Raw genomic sequence first — 21881 nt, forward strand, 5'->3', positions numbered from 1 at the left:
CAACCATCACAAAGACAATAAAGGTTGCCCCATGACTATCTCCGCTACAAAAGACCGGCGCATGGCGCGCAAGGCTGCCTTTGGCAGCTTCCTCGGCAGCGTCGTCGAGTATTACGATTTCTTCATCTATGGCTCGGCAGCAGCGCTGGTATTCAGCACGCTGTTTTTCCCGTCCACTGACCCGATGGCGGGCACGCTCGCCGCGCTGGCCACCTTCGGGGTCGGCTATATCGCCCGGCCTGTCGGCGCCTTGCTGTTCGGACACCTGGGTGACCGCATCGGCCGCAAGAAGGTGTTGATGATGACCCTGCTGCTGATGGGCCTGGCCACCACGATCATCGGCCTGCTTCCAACCTACGCCACCATCGGTGCCTGGGCGCCCGGCTTACTGGTCGCCTGCCGGCTGCTACAAGGCCTGTCTGCAGGCGGTGAACAGGTTGGTGCCAGCCTGCTGACCATGGAGCATGCGCCTGGTACGAAGAAGGCGTTTTACACGAGCTGGTTGATCAATGGGGCGTCGATGGGCTCGATTCTGGCGACATCGGTGTTCATCCCGCTGTCGATGCTCAGCGAAGAGCAGCTGCTGTCCTGGGGCTGGCGCATTCCGTTCCTGCTCAGCGCCCTGATGGTCATCGTGACCCTGATCATCCGCGCCGGTGTGGATGAAAGCCCGGAGTTCGCGGCCAAGAAGGCCGAAGTCGCCCAGGCGCCGGTCGTGGAAATGTTCAGCAAGGAATGGCGTGCGTTCATCGTCGTATTCTGCTGCGCGCTGATCTGCTCGGTTTCGTCACTGGTGATGATCTTCGGGCTGTCGTGGGCAGCCAACAACCATAACGTCGACCGCGCCTCGATGCTCTCGGCGATTGCCGCCAGCCAGGTGGCAGCGCTGATCTGCCAGCCTTTGTTCGGGATGCTGGCCGATCACATCGGCAAGAAGCGCATTTTCGTGCTCGGCTGCCTGGGCTGCTGCGCGGGTGTATTCCTGTTCCTGTGGTCGATCACCACGGCCAATATTGCCCTGATCATCCTCGCGACCGTGATGCTCAAGGGCATCATCTACAGTGCTCCGAACGCACTGTGGCCATCGTTCTACGCCGAGATGTTCAGCATTCGGGTGCGCTACACCGGCGTGGGTCTGGCGACCCAGCTCAGCTTCATCATCGCGGGGTTCTCACCGAGCCTGTGCTATGCGCTGCTGGGCGGTGGTTCCGACTGGTTGCCGGTGGGCTACTTCATGGGTGGCATGGCGCTGATTGCCGCTATCTCTGCGATGGTGTCACGCCCCGCAGCAGAAACCGCCCCGCAACCGGCACTCAAACCTCTGGCCGCCCACGGCTGACAGTCAACTCGTGGCGCTGCAGCCTGGGCAGCGCCACCCATCATCGAAAGGAACAAATATGCCATTTGCATTGATCGCCTATGATTACCCCGATGCGCTCGAGCGCAGGCTTGCATGCCGTGAACGCCACCTTGCTCGCCTGAAAGCACTGGCCGAGCAAGGCAAGGTGCTGGGCGGCGGCGTGCTGCTGAACGACGAAGGCAAGATGATCGGCTCCAACGTGCACCTGGATTTCGAGCGACGCGGAGATTTGGATCGATGGTTGGAGGATGAGCCGTACGTGTTGGAGCGAGTTTGGGAACGGATCGAAATACGCGAGATCAAGCTGCTCAATCTGCGCTAGGAGAAAAAGGGCTGAGTTCAACCGCTACGGCATGAGCAAGGGTGTCGTGACGTATCTGCCCTCTCACGATGTCCAGCCAGGTACTGAAATCGCCTGGGCAGCCGATTGCAGGGAGGCAATCAACCGAAGCGTGAAGCGGGCCCACTAGAAGACGTATCTCGTGCTGAACATCACGTTGCATGGTTCACCGTAATAGCCGGTGAAAAAGGTCGGGGCCGGAGAGCTGAAGTACTGCTTGTCGAGTACGTTCCAACTACGGCTTCTAGCGAGTTGCTTTAGCTGGCTGCAGATGCTGCTTCTCCCATTGCATCGTGGATGTTTGAATGACGAGGTCAGCGTCAGTAGGGAGAGCGCGTTTCTTGTCTCGTTCCACGTCCTGCACAAACCGTATTTCCTGCATTTCCCACAGACCGGCGGATAGGCGATGGAGCTTAGACAACTGCGTTACTTTCTCAAGGTGGTCGAGCACGGCAGTCTGGGCCGTGCGGCCCTGGAGCTGAGCGTAGGAACCTCGGCCCTGAGCCAGCAGATAAGCAAGCTGGAGAACGAGCTCAGCACCCGCCTGCTGACACGCAGCAGTACCGGTGTCTCACCTACCCCGGCTGGCATCGCCTTTCAGCACCATGCCCAACTCACCCTGCGCCAGGCGGAGAATGCCGCCCAGGCTGCCCAACGAGAGCGCATGAGCGGCTACGTAAGCGTCGGCTTCGCACCCAGCACGTCCTCAGTGCTGGCTCTGCCGCTGATTGCAGTAATGCGCCAGCGTTATCCGAACATCCAACTTCACCTAGTGGAAATGCTTTCCGGCTATTTGAGTAGCCAGCTGCACGCACGCCAGCTGGATCTGGCGATACTTTTCCACGGTGATTCGGGTAGGCGCTGCCGCGTCAGGCCACTTCTCGACGAGAAGCTCTTCTTGATAGCAGCCCCGAACCTGCCTGGTATGCCCACCAGCGACAACGTCAAGCTCGATGAACTTGCACAGTTACCACTGGTGCTGCCGAGCGTCCAGCACGGCCTGCGCACCACCATCACCAATGCCTTCGCCCATTCGCGCTGCGAACCCACCGTGGTGATGGACATAGATGGGCTGGCGCTTCTGATGGACGCGGTCAAGGCCGGCTATGCCGCCACCATTCAGCCAGGCTCGGTTGCCGCCAGGGCTCGCGAGCAAGGGCTGCACGTCGTGCAGATCAGCGATGCTCACGCAGGCCGGCGCAACCTGCTGGTGTCCCTCCCCGACGACGAGCTGTCACCCGCTGCACTGGCCGCACGCGTAGCGATTCTAGATACCACTCGCGAGCTGGTCGGCAGTGCTCGCTGGCCCGGCGCCCAGTTGCTGGATGAGCATGGCGCCTGACCTCGGAGTGGGTGTTTAGAAATACTGAACACCCCACGCCATTCCTGGCCTTTCGAGCCACCACGCGCCCTCCTAAAGTCCCTCGCCAGACGGGGAGCCCTATCGTGTAGCGCTCCTCTGCCAACGAGGAGACACGATGATCGATGTTCTGGTTATAGGCGGTGGCAACGCCGCACTATGTGCCGCGCTGATGGCCCGAGAGGCCGGGGCCAGCGTACTGCTGCTGGAAGGCGCCCCACGCACCTGGCGTGGCGGCAATTCGCAGCACACCCGCAACCTGCGCTGCATGCACGAGGCCCCTCAGGATGTTCTGGTCGATGCCTATCCTGAAGAAGAATTCTGGCAAGACCTGCTCAAAGTCACCGGTGGGCAGACCGACGAGCACCTGGCGCGCTTGGTCATCCGAGCCTCGTCCAACTGCCGCGACTGGATGCGCAGCCACGGCGTGCACTTCCAACCCCCCCTGTCCGGCGCCTTGCACGTGGCACGCACCAACGCCTTCTTCATGGGCGGCGGCAAGGCGCTGGTCAATGCTTACTACCGCAGTGCTGAGCGCCTGGGTGTCGAGATCCGCTACGACACACCCGTCGACGACATCGAACTGGACGGTGATCGCTTCGTCGCCGCGCACATCAGCGCGCGGGAAGTCGATGGCAAGCAGTATCCAGCCGAGCGCATAGCAGCGCGCACCTGCGTGCTGGCAGCCGGCGGCTTCGAGTCCAATCGCGAATGGTTGCGCGAAGCCTGGGGCGTCAACGAACGCGGCGAGTGGCCAGCGGACAACTTCCTGATTCGCGGCACCCGCTTCAACAACGGCGTACTGCTGCGCAAGCTGATCGATGCCGGTGCCGAGACCATCGGCGATCCGACACAGGCTCACATGGTGGCCATCGACGCTCGTGCGCCGCTCTATGATGGCGGCATCTGCACCCGTATCGACTGCGTATCGCTCGGCGTAGTGGTCAACTGCGAGGGTGAACGTTTTTACGACGAAGGCGAGGACTTCTGGCCCAAGCGCTACGCCATCTGGGGTCGGCTGGTCGCCCAACAACCTCGCCAGGTGGGGTTTTCGATCATCGATCAGAAGGCCATCGGGCGTTTCATGCCACCGGTTTTCCCCGGCACCACGGCCAACAGCCTAGAAGAACTCGCCAGCAAACTCGGTCTGCCGGCCGAGGCCTTCGTGAAGACCTTGCATGCCTACAACAGCGCCTGCGTGGGTAACGACTTCGACCATACCCGCCTCGACGGTTGCCGCACCGAAGGCGTTACGCCGGCCAAGACTAACTGGGCACGCCCCATCGATACCCCACCCTTCTACGGATACCCGCTCAAGCCAGGGGTGACCTTCACCTACCTAGGCCTGAAGACCGACGACACCGCCGCCGTGCACTTCGCTGGCAAGCCAAGCGCGAACCTGTTCGTCGCCGGAGAAATGATGGCGGGCAATGTCCTCGGCAAGGGCTACACGGCGGGCGTCGGCATGTCCATCGGCACTGCTTTCGGCCGTATCGCAGGAAGCCAGGCTGCCGCGGCAGCCGGTCATCGCCGCCATACAACAAGCGACGGAGAATCCCGTGCAATCGCCTGAGATCATACAAATCGCCTCTCCAAGCAAGAACGCGGAGCAGCAAAACCTGATTCCCCTGCTTAACGTCCACGAAGCCGAAGTCGACCGGCAGATGCACATCTGTAACGCATGCCGTTACTGCGAAGGTTTCTGCGCCGTGTTCCCGGCCATGACCCGTCGACTGGATTTCGCCAAGGCCGACGTCCATTACCTGGCCAACCTCTGCCACAACTGCGGCGCCTGCCTGCATGCGTGCCAGTACGCCGCACCGCACGAGTTCGCCGTGAACGTGCCGCAGGCCATGGCCAAGGTTCGCCTGAACACCTATGTGGAGTACGCCTGGCCAGCCAAGCTCGGCACACTATACGAACGCAACGGTTTGACACTGTCGCTGGCTCTGGCAGGCTCGCTGGCGCTGTTCCTGCTACTGACCCTGCTGGTCAAGGGCACGCTGTTTCCTGGGCCGCTGGCCGGTAACTTTTACGCGATATTCCCACACAACACCCTGGCCCTGATGTTCGGCGGCGCCTTTGGCTTCGCCATTCTCGCCCTGGCCATCGGCGTCACGCGCTTCTGGCGGGCGATCAGCCCCGCCGCCGCACAAGCGCTCGCCAGTGGAGCCGCCATTGCGGAAGCCTCCGGTGCGGTGCTCAAGCTCAAGTACCTCGACGGTGGCCATGGCGAGGGCTGCAACAACGAAAGCGACCGCTTCACCCTCTGGCGCCGCCGATTCCACCACTTCACCTTCTACGGCTTCATGCTGTGCCTGGCCTCCACCAGCGTGGCCACGCTTTATCACTACCTGCTAGGCCTGCAGGCGCCCTATCCACTGCTCAGTCTGCCGGTGGTGCTCGGCACGCTGGGCGGTATCGGCCTGCTGATCGGACCTGCCGGGCTGCTGTGGCTCAACTATCGCCGTGACCCGGAGCACGGTGACCGCGCCCAGGCGCCCATGGATCGCGGCTTCATCGTGCTGCTGTTTCTGATCAGCCTGACTGGCCTGGCCTTGCTGGCCTGGCGCGATACCGGTGCGATGGCCCTGCTGCTGGCGATCCACCTGGGCATGGTGATGGCGTTCTTCCTGACCATGCCGTATGGCAAGTTCGCACACGGCATCTTCCGTAGCGCGGCGCTGCTCAAGCATGCGATCGAGAAGCGCCAGCCGGACAACCTCAAGCTCGGCAGCGACTGAGCCGCTACCCCATACCGGCGGGGTGCACCGTGCATCCTACCCGTTGCCCCGACGCCGCCAGCGGTGTCACAGCCTGAACCACAATAAAACTCCACAGGAGAACACATGAAAAACCGCCTCACCTGCGCCGCGCTGCTGACCTCCGGTCTACTTGCCGTCGGCATGACGTTCGCAGAACCCAAACGCCCCGAATGCATCGCACCGGCAAAGCCCGGTGGCGGTTTCGACATCACCTGCAAGATCGCTCAAAGCGGCCTTAAAGAAAGCGGTCTACTAAAGGCGCCGATGCGAGTCACTTACATGCCTGGTGGTATCGGTGCCGTCGCCTATAACGCGGTGGTCGCGCAGCGTCCTAAGGAACCAGGTGTAATTACAGCGTGGTCCAGTGGCTCACTTCTGAATCTGGCGCAAGGTAAATTCGGGAGCTATGACGAAAAAGCAGTGCGCTGGCTCGCCGCTATCGGCACAGATTACGGTGCGATTATCGTACGCCAAGACTCACCTCTGAAAACTCTGGGTGATCTGATCAAGCAATTAGAGAACGCGCCGTCGGAGCTCGTCATTGGAGCAGGCGGTACCGTTGGAAGCCAGGATTGGATGCAGGCAGCTCTCATCGCACGCAGCGCTCATGTCGATCCACAGGCACTGCGCTATGTGGCCTTCGAGGGCGGAGGTGAGCCTATGACTGCATTGCTCGGAGGTCACGTACAAGCTGTCGTCAGCGGTTTTGGCGAGGCTACGGCGCAGATGAATGCGGGCAATGTGCGCATCCTCGCAGTTATGGCCGAAGAGCGACTGCCCGGGAAGCTCGCAGATATCCCCACAGCGAGGGAACAAGGCTATGACGTCGTCTGGCCTATCGTGCGAGGGTTCTACATGGGGCCTGAGGTTAGCGATGAGGATTTCACGTGGTGGCAAGAGCGCTTCGAAACACTCCTCGAGGATCAGAGCTTCGACAAGAAGCGCGAACAGTTTGACCTGTTGCCATTTTTCAAGACCGGCGATGAGCTTGAGCAATTCGTTTATGGGCAAGTCGCTGAGTACAAGAATCTGGCTGATGAGTTCGGCTTACTCCGTTGATACTTGGAAACTCCTGGCCACACAGGCGATCGCGGTGTGCCTTCATGGTAGTGGTCTGTCTGCTACTGGGAGTGCTCGCAGTATTGCTCAGTCTGGCTAACGCTTTGCGGAGCGGCATACCGTTGCTGAAGCTTTGATGAAGTCCTGGTCTGCTAGTAGCCCAGGACAGCATCTTTTAGCCAAGTCCAATGCAAGACATCATGCGGACATCACCAGCTTGAAAGGACCATCTCCAAATAGCCCTTGATAAATCCTGACTCCACTACGCATGCGATTCACAATCCGGTAGCAAGAAGTGGCTGGGCAGGCAACAGAGATAGCGATAACGCTCTGGAGAGCGTTTTATACGCATACGACGGAGCTGCAGGGAGCGTATGGCGCAGATTGTCTCTCCATTCGGCCCCTACGCGCTCTAGAAGGCGTATCTCGTACTGATCATCACGTTGCGCGGCTCACCGTAGTAGCCGGTGAAAAAGGTCGGGTCCAGGGAGCTGAAGTACTGCTTGTCGAACACGTTGTTCAGATTTGCAGAGGCGCTCAGGTTCTTGGTGATGTCGTAACGCGCCATCAGATTGAACACCGCATACTGCTCCTGGGTAGCCTTGCCCTCGCTGGTGGTCAGACTTACCCCACTCTGCCAGTTCACCCCTCCGCCGATGGTCCACTGCTGCAACTCACCGGGTAGCCGATAGGTGGTCCAGAGCTTGACCAGGTTAGCCGGCGCTTCGGTTCTGATGCGCTCATGTTCGGCGTCCTTGGTGACGCTGTGGCTGTAGCTCGCACTGACATTCCAGTCGGTCAGTACCTCGCCATAGATTTCCATGTCGATACCGCGTGTCTTGGCGCCTGCTACCGCGCGGTAGGCCGACTCACGCACCGTACCCACAACCGTCTCACCGGTGGCCACGCCGAGGTTGTCCTGCTGAATCTCGTAAAGCGCTACGGCGGTGTTGACCCGGCCATCCATGAACTCGCTTTTCAGGCCAATTTCGTAGTTGTCACCTTCGCGAGGCTCGAGGGTTTTGCCGCCCTGGTCGCGAATGGACTGTGGCCGGTAGATCTTGGTGTAGCTGGCATAGACCGAGTGGATCTCGTTGAGGTCGTACACCATCCCCGCATAGGGCGTGACGAAGCCGCTTTCGCGCGTCTCGGCGGAGTTGGACGAGCGTGTATACGGCGGGTTGTAGATGGCCTTTTTCTTGTAGCTGTAGTCGCCGACGCGGGCACCGACAATCAGTGATAGGTCATCCGTGGGTTTGAAGCGCGCCACCAGGTAAGCTGCGTTCTGACGAATAGTCGTATCGTCGTTCATCAGCTTGCCTACCGAGATCGGACGATCGGTGTCGTTGTTCCACTCGTGGATGTTGGCCGGCCGCATTTCCAAGTCATCGTCATCCGGGTCGCTGTAGTCGCGAAACTCCGACCCGCTCAAGCCGACTACCAATTCATGCTCGCGCCCCAAAAGCTGGAACGGTCCCTGAGCCATGGCATCGATACCGAGCTGACGCTGGGAGCCGTAGCCGTCCCCACCATACAGGTACGCGCCCTCGCCTGTTTCGCGATCCGGCGTGCCGCCGCTGAGCGATGCCAGGGAATAGTCACGGGTGCTGTACATGTTGTTGACGGCCACCTTCAGTGACCAGTCGTTGGCCAGGCCCTGCTCGAGCGTCGCGAAGGTATTGAGCGTGTTCTGCTGGCGATAGCTCCACCGGGCGCCAGCGTTGGTCGAGCGTGAGAAGTCGGTTTGCCCACCGTCGCTGTAGAACAGCGGGAAGCTGGCAAATGACACGCCGCGCGGGTCGTTCTTCTGGTAGTCGAAGCCCACGGTGAGCAGTGTGCTGTCTGTAAGGTCGGCTTCCAAAATGCCGTAGTAGGTCTGTTTTTCCTGCTGATAGTGATCGATGAAACTGTTGCCCTGCTGATAGGCCACGACCGTGCGCCCGCGCAAGCGCGCATCGTCGGTCAGCGGGCCTGACACATCCAGCTGGGTGCGGTATGTCTCCCACGAACCAGCACCGGCGCTGATCGAGCCCTGGAAATCCGCCGTGGGCCGTTTGCGTATCAGGTTGACGCTACCAGAGGGATCGCCAGCACCAGTCATGAGCCCGGTGGCGCCCCTGACGATCTCGACCCGGTCATAGATCGAGGTGTCAATCATGCTCTGCGGGCTCGCGCTGGTTTGCACGACCAAGGTGGTGGGAATGCCATCGAGCTGGTAGCTGTCGATGGAATACCCACGCGAATAGATGTTCACCCGCTCACTGTCGATGTTCTGCACGGAAAGACCTGGAGCCTGCTTGAGCACATCGCTCAACGTATTCAGCTGCTGATCGTCTATACGCTGGCGAGTCATCACGCTGACCGTTTGTGGCGTCTCGCGTAGCGATAGCGCCAGCTTGGTCGCGCTGTTGGTGGAAGCGGTGGTGTAGGAGCCGGTTCCTTCCGTCATGGTACCCAGGCCAGCCGCATTGATAGTGGTGGCGCCAAGCTCCATGGTCCCGGCGTTTTCCACCTTGGCCAATACGAAGCGATTTTCGCCAGCCTGTACTACGCGCAAGCCGCTGCCCTGGAGCACCTGAGCGAAACCCTGCTCCAGCTCGTAGCTGCCTTGCAGCCCTGGCGAGCGCAACCCAGCGGTATCTTCCGAGCTGAAGGTGATCATCACCCCACTCGCCGCGGCAAATTCGCTGAGCGTTGCCGCCAGGCTGCCGGCAGGAATGTCGTAGTTGAGAGGTGTTGCCCACGCCGGCGCAGCCGCGATTATCGAGCCGGCCAGACACAGTGCAAGGGTGGTCGGCCGGGCACTGCTGATGAAAAAGGTGGTGCGTGCTTGCATGGAGATGTTCCTGTCAGCGTTGGCAATGTGTGCGTCTGATGCGCACATGCAGGTAGAGCCGAAACAGGAATGAAAATCTGTTACCCCTCTTCGCAAAAAATCTCCGATTACACCGCCCGAGCTTCCACCCTTACCCAGTAGCGAGTGAGACGGCGAACCCGGACGGGAAGCGAGTCCTCGAGGTTCGCTAGAGCACCTTCGGTGTCATCAAGGAGGAAGGTTCCCGAGAGCCGTAAGCCGGCAATATCCGGCGAACAGCCGAGGAAACCATGGCGATAGCGGGACAGCTCGGCCAGCAAATCGTCCAGGCGCCAATCCACTACCACCAACATGCCACGCGCCCAGGCCGAGCCTTGCTCACCGGCAGGTTTCAAAGGCCCGATGCCGACTGCGGTGAAGCTCACGGTCTGCCCCGCTTCGGCCCGCAGCACGTCGCCGGGGGCCAGTCTGGGCCTGACCTCAACCGCGTGAGCTTCGACGGCAACCCGGGTGAGATTATCGTCCTGGCGCACGGTGAAACGCGTACCCAGCGCCTCGATTTCTCCCTCACGGGTCTGCACGCTCAACGTGCGCGCATCTTTTGCGGTCTCGACCAAGATGGCGCCTTGACGCAGGATTATCAGCCGCCTGTGTGAGTCGAATCGCACGTCGACCCGTGTACCGGTATCCAGTACCAACGAGCTGCCATCGGACAACGTAAACCGCATGCGTTGCCCGACACTCGTGCTGTAGTCGGCGCCAAGTGGTGAAACCCGATAGCCTCCCCAGCCCACGGCACCAACGCCAAGTAGTACGGCGAGCGTTTTTATAGCCGCACGCCTCTGCTGCCGAGCATTTTCAATCGTGGTGCCGGCAAACGCCGGTGGGGCCATGCTCAGGCGTTGGCGCAACGTCTCGACACGCTCCCAGGCCTTTGCATGCAGCGGGTCAGCCCCAAGCCATGCCTGCCACTCGGCACGTGTCTGCTCCGTGGCGGCGCTGTCATGCAGCCGTACGTACCATTCAACCGCTTCGGCGAGCACCTGTTTCATTCTTCGACCATCAACAAGCAATGCAGCAGGCCTTTGGCCAGGTGCTTGCGCACAGTGGTGACCGACACCCCAAAACGCTCCGCGGTTTTTTCATAGGTCAGCCCATCCATCTGCACGGCGAGAAAAATTTGCCGGGTGCGCTGACCGAGGCCATCGAGCATGCGATCGATAGCCAGAAGGCTATCCAGGATCATCGCGCGGGTTTCGGCAGAAGGCGCATGCACCTCGGGCCTGGTAAGCAGTACGTCGAGGTAGGCCTGCTCCAGGCTCCGGCGGCGATAGAGGTCTATGACCAAACCACGAGCGATGGTTGCAAGGTAGTGACGCGGCTGTTGCAGAGAGCCGGCACTGCGGGCGACCAATACGCGGATGAACGTGTCCTGGGCAAGGTCAGCCGCATCCGCTGAATTGCTCAGGCGCTTTCGTAACCAGCCACGTAGCCAACCGCTGTGGTCGCGATAAAGCGCGTGCACATGTTCGTGATGAACGACTTCCGTGTCCGATCTTGACATTGACTTTTACCCAGGCCGGGATGCGAATAGGAATGCATCTCGATTTTAAAGAGCCTGGGTGTTAATGGGAAGCATATGAGAGCTCTCTGCCGTGGCGGAGCTTCGGCGTTCAAGATAACGCCTGCGTTCACGAAAGACCTGCATGGTTTGACCTAACTACACGTGGTTGTTGGCGGCTGCAGCCGCCGCTCTCCCCTTGTTTGAAGCCTGCGCGCTTCGCTTGCTGGTAGCGCCTATGAGATCGTTGGAATGACGGTCTTGCTGTTTCCTCTGACCCTATCACGGCGTTCTCGCCGTCAAGGGCTGCTCACGCTTCGCGTGCTTGCGGCAGGGCCGGCTATCGCCCCCTGACAGCTGCGCTGCGCCGTGCTTGTGCCGGTTCCGGGCAATTCCGCCCGAGCAACTGGAGCATGATCATGTCTCAGCTTTCTCTCGCCTTTGATTCTTCCCTGCTGATTCGCGACGAGCAAGGTCGCTATGCGCCAGCCACTGCCGAGCAGATCCTGGCAGCGGCTCGTCAGGTCATCGATCGGAAGGTACAGCGCGGGGCTGCGTTTACTTCGCCGGAGCTGGTGAAGGAGTACTTGATCACCAAGCTGGCGGGCTTCGAACACGAGGTCTTTGCGGCACTGTTCCTGGATGCCAAGCATCGCCTGATCCAGTACGTCGAGATGTTCCGGGGCACCATCGACTGTGCTTCGGTCTACCCGCGGGAAGTGGTCAAGGAAGCTCTGCGTCTGAATGCGGCTGCAGTGATATACGCGCACAACCATCCCAGCGGCAACCCAGAGCCAAGTCAGGCTGATCGGTCGCTCACGCAGCGGCTGAAAGAAGCCTTGGCGCTTGTCGAGGTTCGATCTCTGGATCACATCATCGTGGCTGGCCAGCGCACGGTGTCGTTCGCTGAAGAAGGTTTGCTTTGAACCTTAGGGGGCTTAGCCCCCTTTTTTGCTGCCTCAGCATAACCTGCCGAACTGAGGCCAGGTTCTGTAGACAAAGGTACCTAGGGAATTAGGTACCCGCATTTCATACAGACACTCAATCAAAGGACTGATCATGCTCCGCTATGCAGCCATCGCTTCGACCGCCCTTCTTCTCACCGCCTGCAGCAACATCCAGCATAAAACGCCCGAGGCTCGACAGCAGATCAAGCACGATCTGAAGCTGACCGAAATTACCGATACCGCTCAAACGAGCTACTGTTGGCTGCAGATCGGAGGGCGGGCTAGCTGTAAGTACACTTCCGCGATAAGCGTCCTGACGCCTGACAGTCTTCGTCTGGTTGATTACGAGAAGGGCGCCTACGTCCAGAAGGACATCATCAAGGCTGGCGAGGTGAAGTGCATCGCTGATCATGACGGCCAGAATTTCTACATCTTCAAGGATCAGCTGGCGATATCCGTGATCCCATACACCGAAGTTCACAGGTCACCGCCCGTCAATAATCCTGAATACCGTGCGAAGGTCATCAAGACGCTGCTAGCCAACGGGCAGCCGTACCTGACAGGGAAAGCAGCCACCTTTACTCGGGAAACCGGCAGCAAGGACTACAGCGTCCACAACATAACGGCGCCCAGCGGGCCAATACCCATTGTGGTCGGCACCGAGATCCTGGAGATCTTCAGCCCTTGCGCTGGGAGCAAGCAGTGATGCGAATGTTGATATGCGCGGTGACAGTCGCTCTGTTGAGTGCCTGCACAAGCATTCGCCACGACACCCCCGAGGCGCAGGAGAAGATCAAGCAGGATCTGAAGCTAACTGAAATCCTCGACTCCTCGAGGATGAATTGGTGTGTGCATCCCTACGGCAGTGCGCCTGGTTGCAAGCCCGAAAAAGGCGTAGGAATCCTGACTCCAGACGGGCTGGTCATGGCTTATGTTGTCGATGACCGCTACGTCGCAGCGCGCACGCTCAAACCCGGGGATGTGCTGTGTTCAACTGTGCCAGGCGGAGGCGCCGCAGACGGCATATTCTTCACTTTTACCCCAAATGAAGCCTACATGCTGGGGCCTTTAAAAGCTGATCGGGATGAGATCAACACTCGCTTCAAAGCGCGACTGTTCGACTACCTTCACAGCGATGGGCAGCGCAGCTTTACTGGCCAAGACATAAACTTCCAGCGCCCAACGGGCAAAAAGGTCAAGCAAACAACTGTATTACGGACTGGACTTGCCACTAGCGTCATCACGGAAGAAGTCGATGTACTTGAGATTCACAGCCCCTGTTCAATCTCCAATTAAGCACCGGGTGTTGTCGAGCTCGCCGCCACCTCCATAAGCAAGCGCTTGCGCATCGGCACACACTGTAGCTCAAGGCCCGTTGGGGAGAAGTATATGGCTTGAGCTTGCCCCTCGTAGCCACACCGTCGGTAGAACGCTGCTGCGTTGGGTGTAGCGTCGAGGTGAATATCGACTAATCCGGCTGCGAGGGCTAATTGCTCGAGGTGGGCCAGCACTCTCCTGCCAATACCCTGCTCCATGAAAGCGGGCAGCACGAAAATGGCGCCTATTTCTCCCGACTGAAGATCGATAAACCCCGTAGCGACAGGCTGCTCGTCGTTACACGCGATGTGGTAGTTCTGCTCCACAGAATCCCGGTACCCATCAGTGAGCGGCATTTCGGTCCATACGCTGATTTGCTCAGCGGTATACACAATGCTGCACTGGTGCCGTATTGCCTGGCGGCGGATGTCGAATGCAGCTTCGGCGTCAGACCTTGATGCTGGGCGAATCGATAGCAATGTCACTCTCCTTGTCATTCGAGTAAATGGAAGGGGAATGAAAAAGCCCCGTCCATTTCTGGCGGGGCTTTCGGTCGATGCTCTTGCTCTACGCGTGCATCATCCTATGGCCCGCCAAGAGCGGATTTCATAGGGTGCATCACGCGAACAACAGGTTGGGCAGTCATGGCTCGATCATCCGAATAGCTGATCATAGTGTCAAGAACCGAAGCGCGCATAAATCAGCCGGAGGAATCGTGACCGTTCTCTCGCGCCTGAATAATCAAGCTCTTCTGTCCTCTAGCGGTACACGGGGTGGCGTTGGCACAAGTCCAGGACCTGGCCTCTCAACCGATCCCGCGCTGTCGTCAGGGTGCTGCCGCCCGCCTCCATGGCATCCAGCACATCGCATATCCACCCCGCGAGTTGCGCGCACTCCTGCTCACCAAAGCCTCGCGTCGTCACCGCCGGGGTACCGATGCGTACGCCTGAGGTCACGAACGGCGAGCGTGGGTCGTTGGGTACCGAGTTCTTGTTGGTGGTGATGTAGGCGTCGCTCAGCGCGGCGTCTGCCTCCTTGCCGGTGTAGGGTTTGGTGGACAGATCAATCAGCATCAGGTGGTTGTCGGTTCCACCTGAAACGATCTTGTAGCCGCGCGTCTGAAGTGTGGCGGCCATGATGCGCGCGTTGGCCAAGACCTGCTTCTGGTAGGTCTTGAACTCCGGCCGTAACGCTTCCTTGAAGGCGATGGCCTTGGCAGCGATGACATGCATCAACGGGCCACCCTGGATACCGGGGAATACGGCGGAATTGAGCTTCTTGTAGAACGCCTCGTCTTGCCCCCTGGACAGGATGATGCCACCACGCGGGCCACGAAGCGTCTTGTGCGTGGTACTGGTGACCACATGGGCATATGGCAGTGGATTGGGATAATCGCCCGTTGCGACCAAGCCAGCCACATGCGCCATGTCTACCCAGAAAAATGCGCCGACCTTGTCGGCGATGGTGCGCATTCGCGCCCAATCCATGTGCCGCGAGTAGGCAGAAAACCCGCCAATCAGCATCTTCGGGCGAGTATCCAGCGCGATGCGCTCCATCTCGTCGTAGTCGATCAGCCCCGTCTCCGGATCGAGACCATAGGGTACGATCTTGTAGTGGCGACCAGAAAAGTTGGACGGGTTACCGTGGGTCAGATGGCCGCCTTGGGCCAGGTTCATGCCCATGACCGTATCGCCTGGACTGGTGAGAGCCAGGAATACTGCGGCGTTGGCCTGGGCGCCCGCGTGGGGCTGGACGTTGGCATAGTCGCAACCGAACAACTCCTTGGCCCGCTCGATGGCCAGCCGCTCGGCCACGTCCACATGCTCGCAACCGCTGTAATAGCGCTTGTCCGGATAGCCCTCTGCATACTTGTTGGTGAACACCGAGTTCTGGACGGCCATCACCAGGGGGCTGGCGTAGTTTTCCGAGGCAATGAGCTCAACATGGTCCTCCTGACGGCGCGCCTCGCTCTGCAGGGCTAGCGCCAACTCGGGATCGAAGTCCATAAGCGCGTGGGATGTGTCGTACATGGCGGAGCGTCCTGTCGTCGGTTTCATTTGATTTGGGAATTGGGTCTGTAGCGCGCAACTTGGACTCATTCCAGAGGATGAGCACTGCCGCCACCTCCTGAGCCAGGCTCTGAAGGCCAGTAGTGGCTGTCTGGCAGAACACGTGCGCCGAAGATCGCCTGACCGACGCGCACGACCGTGGCGCCCTCCTCGATAGCGATCTCGAAGTCACCGGACATGCCCATGGACAACTCGTCTAGACCGATACTGGCAGGCGCGCTTTGCCGCAACTGATCGCGTAGTGTGCGTAGCAGGATGAAGCACTGCCTTACCCGCTCCGCCTCGGCCGAAAAGAGCGCCAGCGTCATCAGTCCCTTCACGCGCAGCGCCGGATAAGCGGACAATTTGCTGACGAATGCCGGCACCTCTTCCGGAGGCAGTCCGTACTTGCTCGCCTCCCCCGAGGTGTTGACCTGTACGAATACGTCCAGCCCTCGCCCTTCAGTCTGCAAGCGCCGCTCCAACGCCTCGGCCAGACGCAGGCTGTCCAAGGCCTGAAACTCACTGGCGAAACGCGCCACTACCTTGGCCTTGTTGGTTTGCAGGTGACCGATGACCGACCAGTGCAGATCGGTCAGATCCTGCATGCCCTGCCACTTGCTGAAGGCTTCCTGCACCTTGTTTTCGCCCAGATACCGGCAGCCCGCCGCGTAAGCCAGACGCAGGCTCGCCTCGGGCTTGGTCTTGCTGACCGGCAGCAGGCGCACCGTGGCGGGGTCGCGTCTCGAACGATGACAAGCAGCAGCTATACGTGCCTGCACTGCGGCCAGGTTACGCTGGAAATCCGCGACCGTTGTCGCCTCAGGGTAGAGTCCGTGCCGTTCATGGCCGGTCTGCGTGTCGAATCTCGTTGGCATCAGCTCGCACTCTTTTTGAGGGGCGTGGAAGCGACAGCAGGTGCGGATGACTTTTGAGGCAGGCGGCCGTTGAGTACCGCATAGGCGATCAGCCCAAGCACCAGCCCCCAGAAAGCACCGCCAATGCCGAACAGATTGATGTTCGCGGCGGCGGCCAGAAACGTGATCAGCGAAGCCTCACGTGTCGCTGCATCGGCAAGGGCCGTGGCCAGGCTCCCGCCGATGGTGCCCAACAGGGCCAGCCCGGCGAGCGTGGTGATGAAAGTGGCCGGGAACGCCATGAACACGGCTGCCAGGGTCACGCCGAACGCGCCTACCAGGATGTAGCACACGCCTGCAGCGATGCCCGCGACCCAACGCTTGGATGGATCCTCATGGGCTTCTCGGCCCGTGGCGATGGCGGCGGTGATCGCCGCGATGTTGAACGCATGCGAGCCGAACGGCGCCATCAGCAGGGACCCCAGCCCCGTGACCGTAAGGATCGGGTTGGCGCTGGTCTTGAAGCCGTCATTGCGCAGCACCAGCATGCCGGGCATGTACTGGCCCGTCAGCGTGATCAGGAACAGCGGTAAAGCAACGCTCAGCAAGGCATTTAGGGAAAACGCCGGCATGGTGAAAACAGGAGCGGCGAAACTCAGTGTCAGTCCCGACAGGTCGACGCGATCCTGTATGAGCAGAAAGCTCAGCCCCAGCACCAGGATGCCAATCACGGCATAGCGTGCGCTGAATCGTTTGAACACCACGTAGGCCACGATCAACAGGCCCGCCAGCACGGGATCGAGACTCACACCAGCGAACGCCTGGATACCAAACTGCAGGAGGATGCCTGCGAGCAGACCTGCCGCCACGCCTGGGGGAATCAAGCGAATCACTCGCTCGAACCAGCCCGATAGCCCCAGCACAACAAACGCCAACGCTGAAATCAGGTAGGCACCCACCGCTTCTGCATAGGGTGTGGTCGCCAGCGCCGTGACCAGAAACGCCGCTGCCGGCGTGGACCAGGCGGTGATGATTGGCTCGCGCGTGCGCCAGCTCAGGAGCAACCCGGTCACCCCTACCCCAATCGACACCGACCACACCCATGAGGCCGTCAGTTCCGGGCTGAGACCGGCCACCTTAGCGGCGTGGAATACCAGGATGAACGTCCCCCCATAGTTGACGATCACCGAGATCAGGCCTGCCACGCTGGGATGGATGAGGTCGTTCCAGCGAACGGATGAAGATGCAGAAACGGTAGGCATGCTCGGCGGTACTCCTGACAACGCGGCTAACTGGCTTGTGAAAAGCCTTTATAGATTTAAAATGGCCGGATTTACCCAGCCACTTTTCGCACTGGATACAGACCAATTGTTCAAGCATGCCCAGCTCGAATCCGTGAAAGCCTGGATTGGCGATCCAGCGCAAGGCGCCCTGCCCCTTCATGCCCGCGTGCAGCGGGCCATCCGCCAATTGATTCTTGATGGCGTGCTCGATGTAGGTAGACCACTGCCCGCTTCTCGAGCCTTGGCGAAGTCTCTGGAGATCTCACGCGATACGGTCGAGTCGGCTTACAGCCAGTTGCACGCCGAGGGTTTCATCGAGCGCCGGGTGGGCAGCGGCAGCTTCATATCAGAGCGGGCAAAGCGCCTGCCGGGGCGCGGTAAACCTCGGCAAACCAATGCGAATTCAGATGCGACGCCGCGCCTGAGCCAGCGTGGAAGCGCCATGTACCAGAGTGGCGGCGTACGCGACTTTCTCAAGCCACGTCCTTTCGCTCCTGGCGTACCCGAGACACGCAGCTTTCCGCTGCAGATCTGGGAGCGGTTGCAGCGGCAGGTACTGAAGGAACACGGTACCCAGGCGCTACTGCATAGCCCGCCTGAGGGTATGGAGCCATTGCGGCGTGCTATCGCCGATTACGTCAGCCTGGAACGAGGTGCGCGGGCTACGCCTGAACGTGTCTTGGTGCTAACGAGTTCTCAGCAAGCCCTGGCCTTGTGTGCCACGGTCCTGCTCGACGCGGGTGACCAAATATTCGTCGAGGACCCTGTGTACCACGGTGCACGCAAAGCGTTCGACGCAGCCGGGCTGAAGTGCTTGCCCGTGCCACTCGATGGAGACGGTTTGCAGGTGCAGCACCTACTTGAATCGAGCAAGACACAGGGTGGGCCTCCCCGGGCCGTATTCCTGACGCCCTCACATCAGTTCCCCACTGGCGCGACCCTCTCGCTGGATCGGCGCCTGACCATCATCGAATGGGCAAGAGCGAACCAGGGCTGGATCATCGAAGATGACTACGACAGCGAGTTTCACTACGCGAGCAAACCCACTGCCTGCGTGCAGGGGCTCGACCCAAATGACCGCACGATCTATATCGGCACCTTCACCAAGTCGCTGTTCCCCGGCTTGCGCATCGGCTACATGGTGCTCCCAGCGCCTTTGGTGGCGCCGATGACCGCCGCCCGCACGCTTCTGGACGGCCACAGTGCACCGATCCCCCAACTCACACTCGCGCGCTTCATCGAGGGCGGCCACTTTGGCGCCCATGTGCGGACCATGCGCGCTGTCTACGCAGAACGACGTGACGTACTCGCTAGGCTGGTGCGCGAACATCTGTCCGATTTCGTGGAAGCAAAGGTTCCAGCAGGTGGCATGCAAATGCCCTGCGTGTTCACTCGGGACATTGCGGAGCCTGAGGCCGTTGAGGCAGCCCGCAGGGCGGGCATCGACTTGCTGGGGTTAACGGCACTGCACTCTTCGAACCAGCCCAGGGGAGGCTTTCTTATGGGGTTCGCTGCTCACGCTCCGCATGAGCTGGAAACTGCCATAAAAAAACTCGCAAAAATTCTGCGCGAGCTTTGCCGCTAGTAGCAAGGCTCCAACTCATGTCGGTGCGACGATCTAGCGTGTAGTGTCGACCACTACACAGCACCTGGCTGGTTAACTCAGCAGGTGTCATCTCGCCCAAGTACGAATCCGCGATACGCTCCAGGGTGCTTTCCTTGGCTTCGTACGCCCCAATGGCTGCGCCTTGCCAACCCCCTCTAGGTACCGCTTTATCACATCCTTAAGCTGCGACTTGGTCTCGTTGGCCCACTCCAAAGCGCCGGGCTCGCTAACCTGCGTCTCCCTCCGTTTGGCCCAAGCCTTTGCAGCCTTCTTGCGGGCGAAGGTCTGGCTCTCCGTGTAGACTTGCGCCCCATTCTTTTTGATTCGTATCTGAGCGGTGTTACTCGGCGTGCCGTCAGCGCGCTTGCGCCCTCTGACCGTTGCCAAGGTGGTACATCCTTTTCAGCGCCAGTACAAACAAGATATCAAGTGGTATGCCATACCACCTTAGCTCAGAAAACACCGTCAAACGCGCAGAAATACGTTGGCAACACGCACCTCCGGAGCCCCCATGATAGAGCCATCCAAACCAGCAACCACGCGACCTGAGCCCTCTCGACGGTTCTCCGTGGCGCCGATGATGGATTGGACCGATCACCATTGCCGCTACTTCCTGCGCCAGCTGTCGCAGCACGCGCTGCTGTATACCGAGATGGTCACCACCGGTGCATTGCTGCATGGCAATACCCAGCGTTTTCTGCACTACGACCAGAGCGAGCACCCCGTGGCGCTGCAATTGGGCGGCAGCAACCCTGCTGATCTGGCGGCCTGCGCACGCCTTGCCGAGCAGGCGGGGTACGACGAGGTGAACCTCAATGTCGGCTGCCCCAGCGATCGGGTGCAGAACAACATGATCGGTGCCTGCCTGATGGGCCATCCGGCGCTGGTGGCCGACTGCGTCAAGGCCATGCGTGATGCGGTGAGCATCCCCGTGACTGTCAAGCATCGCATCGGCATCGATGGGCGCGATAGCTACGAGCAGCTCTGCGATTTCGTCGGCCAGGTCCGCGATGCCGGCTGCCGCAGTTTCACCGTGCATGCGCGCATTGCCATCCTGTCGGGCCTATCGCCCAAGGAAAACCGCGAGATTCCGCCGCTGCGCTACGACGTTGCCGCCCAGCTCAAGGCCGATTTCCCGGAGCTGGAGCTGGTGCTCAACGGAGGCATCAAGACCCTGGAAGCCTGCCAACAGCATCTGCAGACCTTCGACGGCGTGATGCTGGGCCGCGAGGCCTATCACAACCCGTACCTGCTGGCCGAAGTCGATAGCCAACTGTTCGACAGCGAGCGCCCCCCGGTCACTCGTTATGACGCGATGCTTGCCATGCGCCCCTATATCGAGCGGCACATGGCTGCAGGCGGCCTGATGCACCACGTTACGCGGCACATGCTCGGCCTGGCCCAGGGCTTTGCGGGGGCGCGTCGCTTCCGCCAGTTGCTTTCGGCGGACATCCACAAGAGCGATCAGCCGCTGGCCATTTTCGACCAGGCAGCGCAGATCCTGCAGGGCCGCTGAGTGGGCCAGGCAGATCGACGACCGTGCCACCAGTTGAGCGCCAACTGAGGCTCAGGTAAGGTCGTGGCACCCGAATCGACAAGGCCGTGCCATGACCTCCAAGCTGGATCAACTCAAGCAGTTCACCACCGTGGTTGCCGACACCGGCGACATCGACGCCATCGCCCGCCTCAAGCCGGTGGACGCCACCACCAACCCGTCGCTGCTGCTCAAAGCCGCCGCACTGCCCCGCTACGCCGAACTGCTCAAGCAGGCAATCGCCGCCAGCAAGGGCGACGTCGATCTGGCCAGTGACCGTTTTGGCGTCACCGTGGGCCGGGAAATCCTGCAGGTGATCCCCGGGCGCATTTCCACCGAGGTGGATGCGCGACTGTCGTTCGACACCCAGGCCACCCTGAGCCGCGCCAAGCGCTTGGTCGAGCTGTATGAAGAGGCTGGCGTCAACCGTGAGCGCATCCTGATCAAGATCGCCTCGACCTGGGAAGGCATCCGCGCTGCCGAACAGCTGGAAAAATCCGGCGTGCAGACCAACCTCACCCTGCTCTTCTCCTTCGCCCAGGCGCGTGCCTGCGCCGACGCCGGCGCGTTCCTGATCTCGCCGTTCGTAGGCCGCATCTACGACTGGTACAAGAAGGCCGAAGGCCGTGACTACGTAGGCAGCGAAGACCCCGGCGTACAGTCCGTGACGCGCATCTACGACTACTTCAAGGCCCAGGGCCACAAGACCGTGGTGATGGGTGCCAGCTTCCGCAACGTCGGGCAGATCGAGCAATTGGCCGGCTGCGACCGCCTGACCATCAGCCCCGAGTTGCTGCAGCAACTGGCCGACGACAACGGGCCGCTGCAGCGCAAGCTCGACACCGAGGTGTCCGGGCAGAGCGAAGCGCGGATCAGCGAAAGCCAGTTCCGCTGGGACATGAACGAAGACGCCATGGCCACCGAAAAGCTCGCCGAAGGCATCCGTGGGTTCGCTCGCGACCAGGAAAAACTGGAAAAGCTGCTCGTTACCAACAGCTGACGCTAAAGCAAAAACGGGGCGCCGATCAT

At 60.4% G+C, this 21881-nt stretch carries 20 protein-coding genes; 13 read left to right on the plus strand and 7 right to left on the minus strand.

Going from position 1 to position 21881, the window contains the following annotated elements:
* Positions 1-31: 31 nt before the first annotated feature.
* The 7 genes from BVH06_RS03615 to BVH06_RS03640 all read left to right on the plus strand — a co-directional run bounded on the left by BVH06_RS03615 (position 32) and on the right by BVH06_RS03640 (position 6884).
* Positions 32-1339 carry an MFS transporter gene (locus tag BVH06_RS03615; protein WP_075933231.1) on the plus strand — a complete coding sequence of 436 codons (1308 nt, stop codon included), beginning with the start codon at positions 32-34 and terminating at the stop codon, positions 1337-1339.
* A gap of 10 nt (positions 1340-1349) precedes the next feature.
* Complete coding sequence (locus BVH06_RS03620; protein ID WP_256575119.1) at positions 1350-1682, plus strand: YciI family protein; 333 nt, start codon at positions 1350-1352, stop codon at positions 1680-1682.
* A 31-nt stretch (positions 1683-1713) separates the two neighbouring features.
* The gene (locus BVH06_RS25995) at positions 1714-1830 is read left to right on the plus strand and encodes a LasR-specific antiactivator QslA (protein ID WP_256575120.1); all 117 of its coding nucleotides are present in this window, start codon (positions 1714-1716) and stop codon (positions 1828-1830) included.
* A 276-nt stretch (positions 1831-2106) separates the two neighbouring features.
* Positions 2107-3042: a LysR family transcriptional regulator gene (locus BVH06_RS03625; protein WP_075933233.1), complete on the plus strand. Its 936-nt coding sequence runs from the start codon at positions 2107-2109 to the stop codon at positions 3040-3042.
* Positions 3043-3178: 136 nt separating this feature from the next.
* Positions 3179-4633, plus strand: a complete 1455-nt coding sequence (gene tcuA / locus BVH06_RS03630; RefSeq protein WP_075933234.1) for an FAD-dependent tricarballylate dehydrogenase TcuA — start codon at positions 3179-3181, stop codon at positions 4631-4633.
* A gap of 4 nt (positions 4634-4637) precedes the next feature.
* Positions 4638-5804 (plus strand): tricarballylate utilization 4Fe-4S protein TcuB, encoded by a 1167-nt coding sequence (tcuB, locus tag BVH06_RS03635; protein WP_075933256.1) that lies wholly within the window; start codon positions 4638-4640, stop codon positions 5802-5804.
* A 105-nt stretch (positions 5805-5909) separates the two neighbouring features.
* Positions 5910-6884, plus strand: coding sequence for a tripartite tricarboxylate transporter substrate binding protein (locus BVH06_RS03640; RefSeq protein ID WP_075933235.1), 975 nt, complete (start codon positions 5910-5912; stop codon positions 6882-6884).
* A gap of 412 nt (positions 6885-7296) precedes the next feature.
* On the opposite strand, the gene BVH06_RS03645 is transcribed toward BVH06_RS03640, so the two are convergent.
* The 3 genes from BVH06_RS03645 to BVH06_RS03655 all read right to left on the minus strand — a co-directional run bounded on the left by BVH06_RS03645 (position 7297) and on the right by BVH06_RS03655 (position 11263).
* Entirely contained in the window at positions 7297-9720 is a 2424-nt protein-coding gene (locus BVH06_RS03645; protein WP_075933236.1) for a TonB-dependent receptor, read from the minus strand.
* Positions 9721-9827: 107 nt separating this feature from the next.
* Positions 9828-10751: a FecR domain-containing protein gene (locus BVH06_RS03650; RefSeq protein ID WP_075933237.1), complete on the minus strand. Its 924-nt coding sequence runs from the start codon at positions 10749-10751 to the stop codon at positions 9828-9830.
* Positions 10748-11263: a sigma-70 family RNA polymerase sigma factor gene (locus BVH06_RS03655; RefSeq protein ID WP_075933238.1), complete on the minus strand. Its 516-nt coding sequence runs from the start codon at positions 11261-11263 to the stop codon at positions 10748-10750. The genes BVH06_RS03650 and BVH06_RS03655 overlap by 4 nt, the downstream gene beginning before the upstream one ends.
* Before the next feature lie 416 nt (positions 11264-11679).
* Here BVH06_RS03655 and radC point away from each other — a divergent pair, with 416 nt between their 5' ends.
* The 3 genes from radC (at position 11680) to BVH06_RS03670 (ending at position 13503) form a co-directional block, all read left to right on the plus strand.
* Positions 11680-12186, plus strand: a complete 507-nt coding sequence (radC, locus tag BVH06_RS03660; RefSeq protein WP_075933239.1) for a DNA repair protein RadC — start codon at positions 11680-11682, stop codon at positions 12184-12186.
* A 133-nt stretch (positions 12187-12319) separates the two neighbouring features.
* Complete coding sequence (locus BVH06_RS03665; RefSeq protein WP_075933240.1) at positions 12320-12913, plus strand: hypothetical protein; 594 nt, start codon at positions 12320-12322, stop codon at positions 12911-12913.
* A complete protein-coding gene (locus BVH06_RS03670; RefSeq protein ID WP_075933241.1) occupies positions 12913-13503 on the plus strand; it encodes a hypothetical protein in 591 nt (196 codons plus the stop codon). Before BVH06_RS03665 ends, BVH06_RS03670 begins: the two co-directional genes overlap by 1 nt.
* Here the strand turns inward: BVH06_RS03670 and BVH06_RS03675 are convergent.
* The 4 genes from BVH06_RS03675 to BVH06_RS03690 form a co-directional block, all read right to left on the minus strand.
* Positions 13500-14003, minus strand: coding sequence for a GNAT family N-acetyltransferase (locus BVH06_RS03675; RefSeq protein ID WP_075933242.1), 504 nt, complete (start codon positions 14001-14003; stop codon positions 13500-13502). The genes BVH06_RS03670 and BVH06_RS03675 overlap by 4 nt on opposite strands.
* Before the next feature lie 279 nt (positions 14004-14282).
* On the minus strand, positions 14283-15554 hold the full coding sequence (glyA, locus tag BVH06_RS03680) for a serine hydroxymethyltransferase (RefSeq protein WP_075933243.1): 1272 nt from the start codon (positions 15552-15554) through the stop codon (positions 14283-14285).
* 65 nt (positions 15555-15619) lie between these two features.
* Complete coding sequence (locus BVH06_RS03685) at positions 15620-16450, minus strand: YggS family pyridoxal phosphate-dependent enzyme (protein ID WP_075933244.1); 831 nt, start codon at positions 16448-16450, stop codon at positions 15620-15622.
* On the minus strand, positions 16450-17691 hold the full coding sequence (locus BVH06_RS03690) for a benzoate/H(+) symporter BenE family transporter (RefSeq protein WP_075933245.1): 1242 nt from the start codon (positions 17689-17691) through the stop codon (positions 16450-16452). Before BVH06_RS03690 ends, BVH06_RS03685 begins: the two co-directional genes overlap by 1 nt.
* 106 nt (positions 17692-17797) lie before the next feature.
* Here BVH06_RS03690 and BVH06_RS03695 point away from each other — a divergent pair, with 106 nt between their 5' ends.
* The 3 genes from BVH06_RS03695 to tal all read left to right on the plus strand — a co-directional run bounded on the left by BVH06_RS03695 (position 17798) and on the right by tal (position 21852).
* Positions 17798-19297, plus strand: coding sequence for a PLP-dependent aminotransferase family protein (locus tag BVH06_RS03695; RefSeq protein WP_075931015.1), 1500 nt, complete (start codon positions 17798-17800; stop codon positions 19295-19297).
* Between the two features lie 532 nt (positions 19298-19829).
* Positions 19830-20834, plus strand: coding sequence for a tRNA dihydrouridine(20/20a) synthase DusA (gene dusA / locus BVH06_RS03705; protein ID WP_075933247.1), 1005 nt, complete (start codon positions 19830-19832; stop codon positions 20832-20834).
* 91 nt (positions 20835-20925) lie between these two features.
* Positions 20926-21852, plus strand: coding sequence for a transaldolase (gene tal / locus BVH06_RS03710; RefSeq protein ID WP_075933248.1), 927 nt, complete (start codon positions 20926-20928; stop codon positions 21850-21852).
* The last annotated feature ends 29 nt before the right edge of the window (positions 21853-21881 follow it).

It is taken from the genome of Pseudomonas sp. PA27(2017) (genome assembly GCF_001945445.1).
Lineage (GTDB): Bacteria > Pseudomonadota > Gammaproteobacteria > Pseudomonadales > Pseudomonadaceae > Aquipseudomonas.

Coding starts and splice junctions, on each gene's coding strand:
- BVH06_RS03615 (WP_075933231.1), top strand. CDS start 32: ATGACTATCTCCGCTACAAAAGACCGGCGCATGGCGCGCAAGGCTGCC.
- BVH06_RS25995 (WP_256575120.1), top strand. CDS start 1,714: ATGAGCAAGGGTGTCGTGACGTATCTGCCCTCTCACGATGTCCAGCCA.
- BVH06_RS03625 (WP_075933233.1), top strand. CDS start 2,107: ATGGAGCTTAGACAACTGCGTTACTTTCTCAAGGTGGTCGAGCACGGC.
- tcuA (WP_075933234.1), top strand. CDS start 3,179: ATGATCGATGTTCTGGTTATAGGCGGTGGCAACGCCGCACTATGTGCC.
- BVH06_RS03640 (WP_075933235.1), top strand. CDS start 5,910: ATGAAAAACCGCCTCACCTGCGCCGCGCTGCTGACCTCCGGTCTACTT.
- BVH06_RS03645 (WP_075933236.1), bottom strand. CDS start 9,720: ATGCAAGCACGCACCACCTTTTTCATCAGCAGTGCCCGGCCGACCACC.
- BVH06_RS03650 (WP_075933237.1), bottom strand. CDS start 10,751: ATGAAACAGGTGCTCGCCGAAGCGGTTGAATGGTACGTACGGCTGCAT.
- BVH06_RS03655 (WP_075933238.1), bottom strand. CDS start 11,263: ATGTCAAGATCGGACACGGAAGTCGTTCATCACGAACATGTGCACGCG.
- radC (WP_075933239.1), top strand. CDS start 11,680: ATGTCTCAGCTTTCTCTCGCCTTTGATTCTTCCCTGCTGATTCGCGAC.
- BVH06_RS03665 (WP_075933240.1), top strand. CDS start 12,320: ATGCTCCGCTATGCAGCCATCGCTTCGACCGCCCTTCTTCTCACCGCC.
- BVH06_RS03670 (WP_075933241.1), top strand. CDS start 12,913: ATGCGAATGTTGATATGCGCGGTGACAGTCGCTCTGTTGAGTGCCTGC.
- glyA (WP_075933243.1), bottom strand. CDS start 15,554: ATGTACGACACATCCCACGCGCTTATGGACTTCGATCCCGAGTTGGCG.
- BVH06_RS03685 (WP_075933244.1), bottom strand. CDS start 16,450: ATGCCAACGAGATTCGACACGCAGACCGGCCATGAACGGCACGGACTC.
- BVH06_RS03690 (WP_075933245.1), bottom strand. CDS start 17,691: ATGCCTACCGTTTCTGCATCTTCATCCGTTCGCTGGAACGACCTCATC.
- dusA (WP_075933247.1), top strand. CDS start 19,830: ATGATAGAGCCATCCAAACCAGCAACCACGCGACCTGAGCCCTCTCGA.
- tal (WP_075933248.1), top strand. CDS start 20,926: ATGACCTCCAAGCTGGATCAACTCAAGCAGTTCACCACCGTGGTTGCC.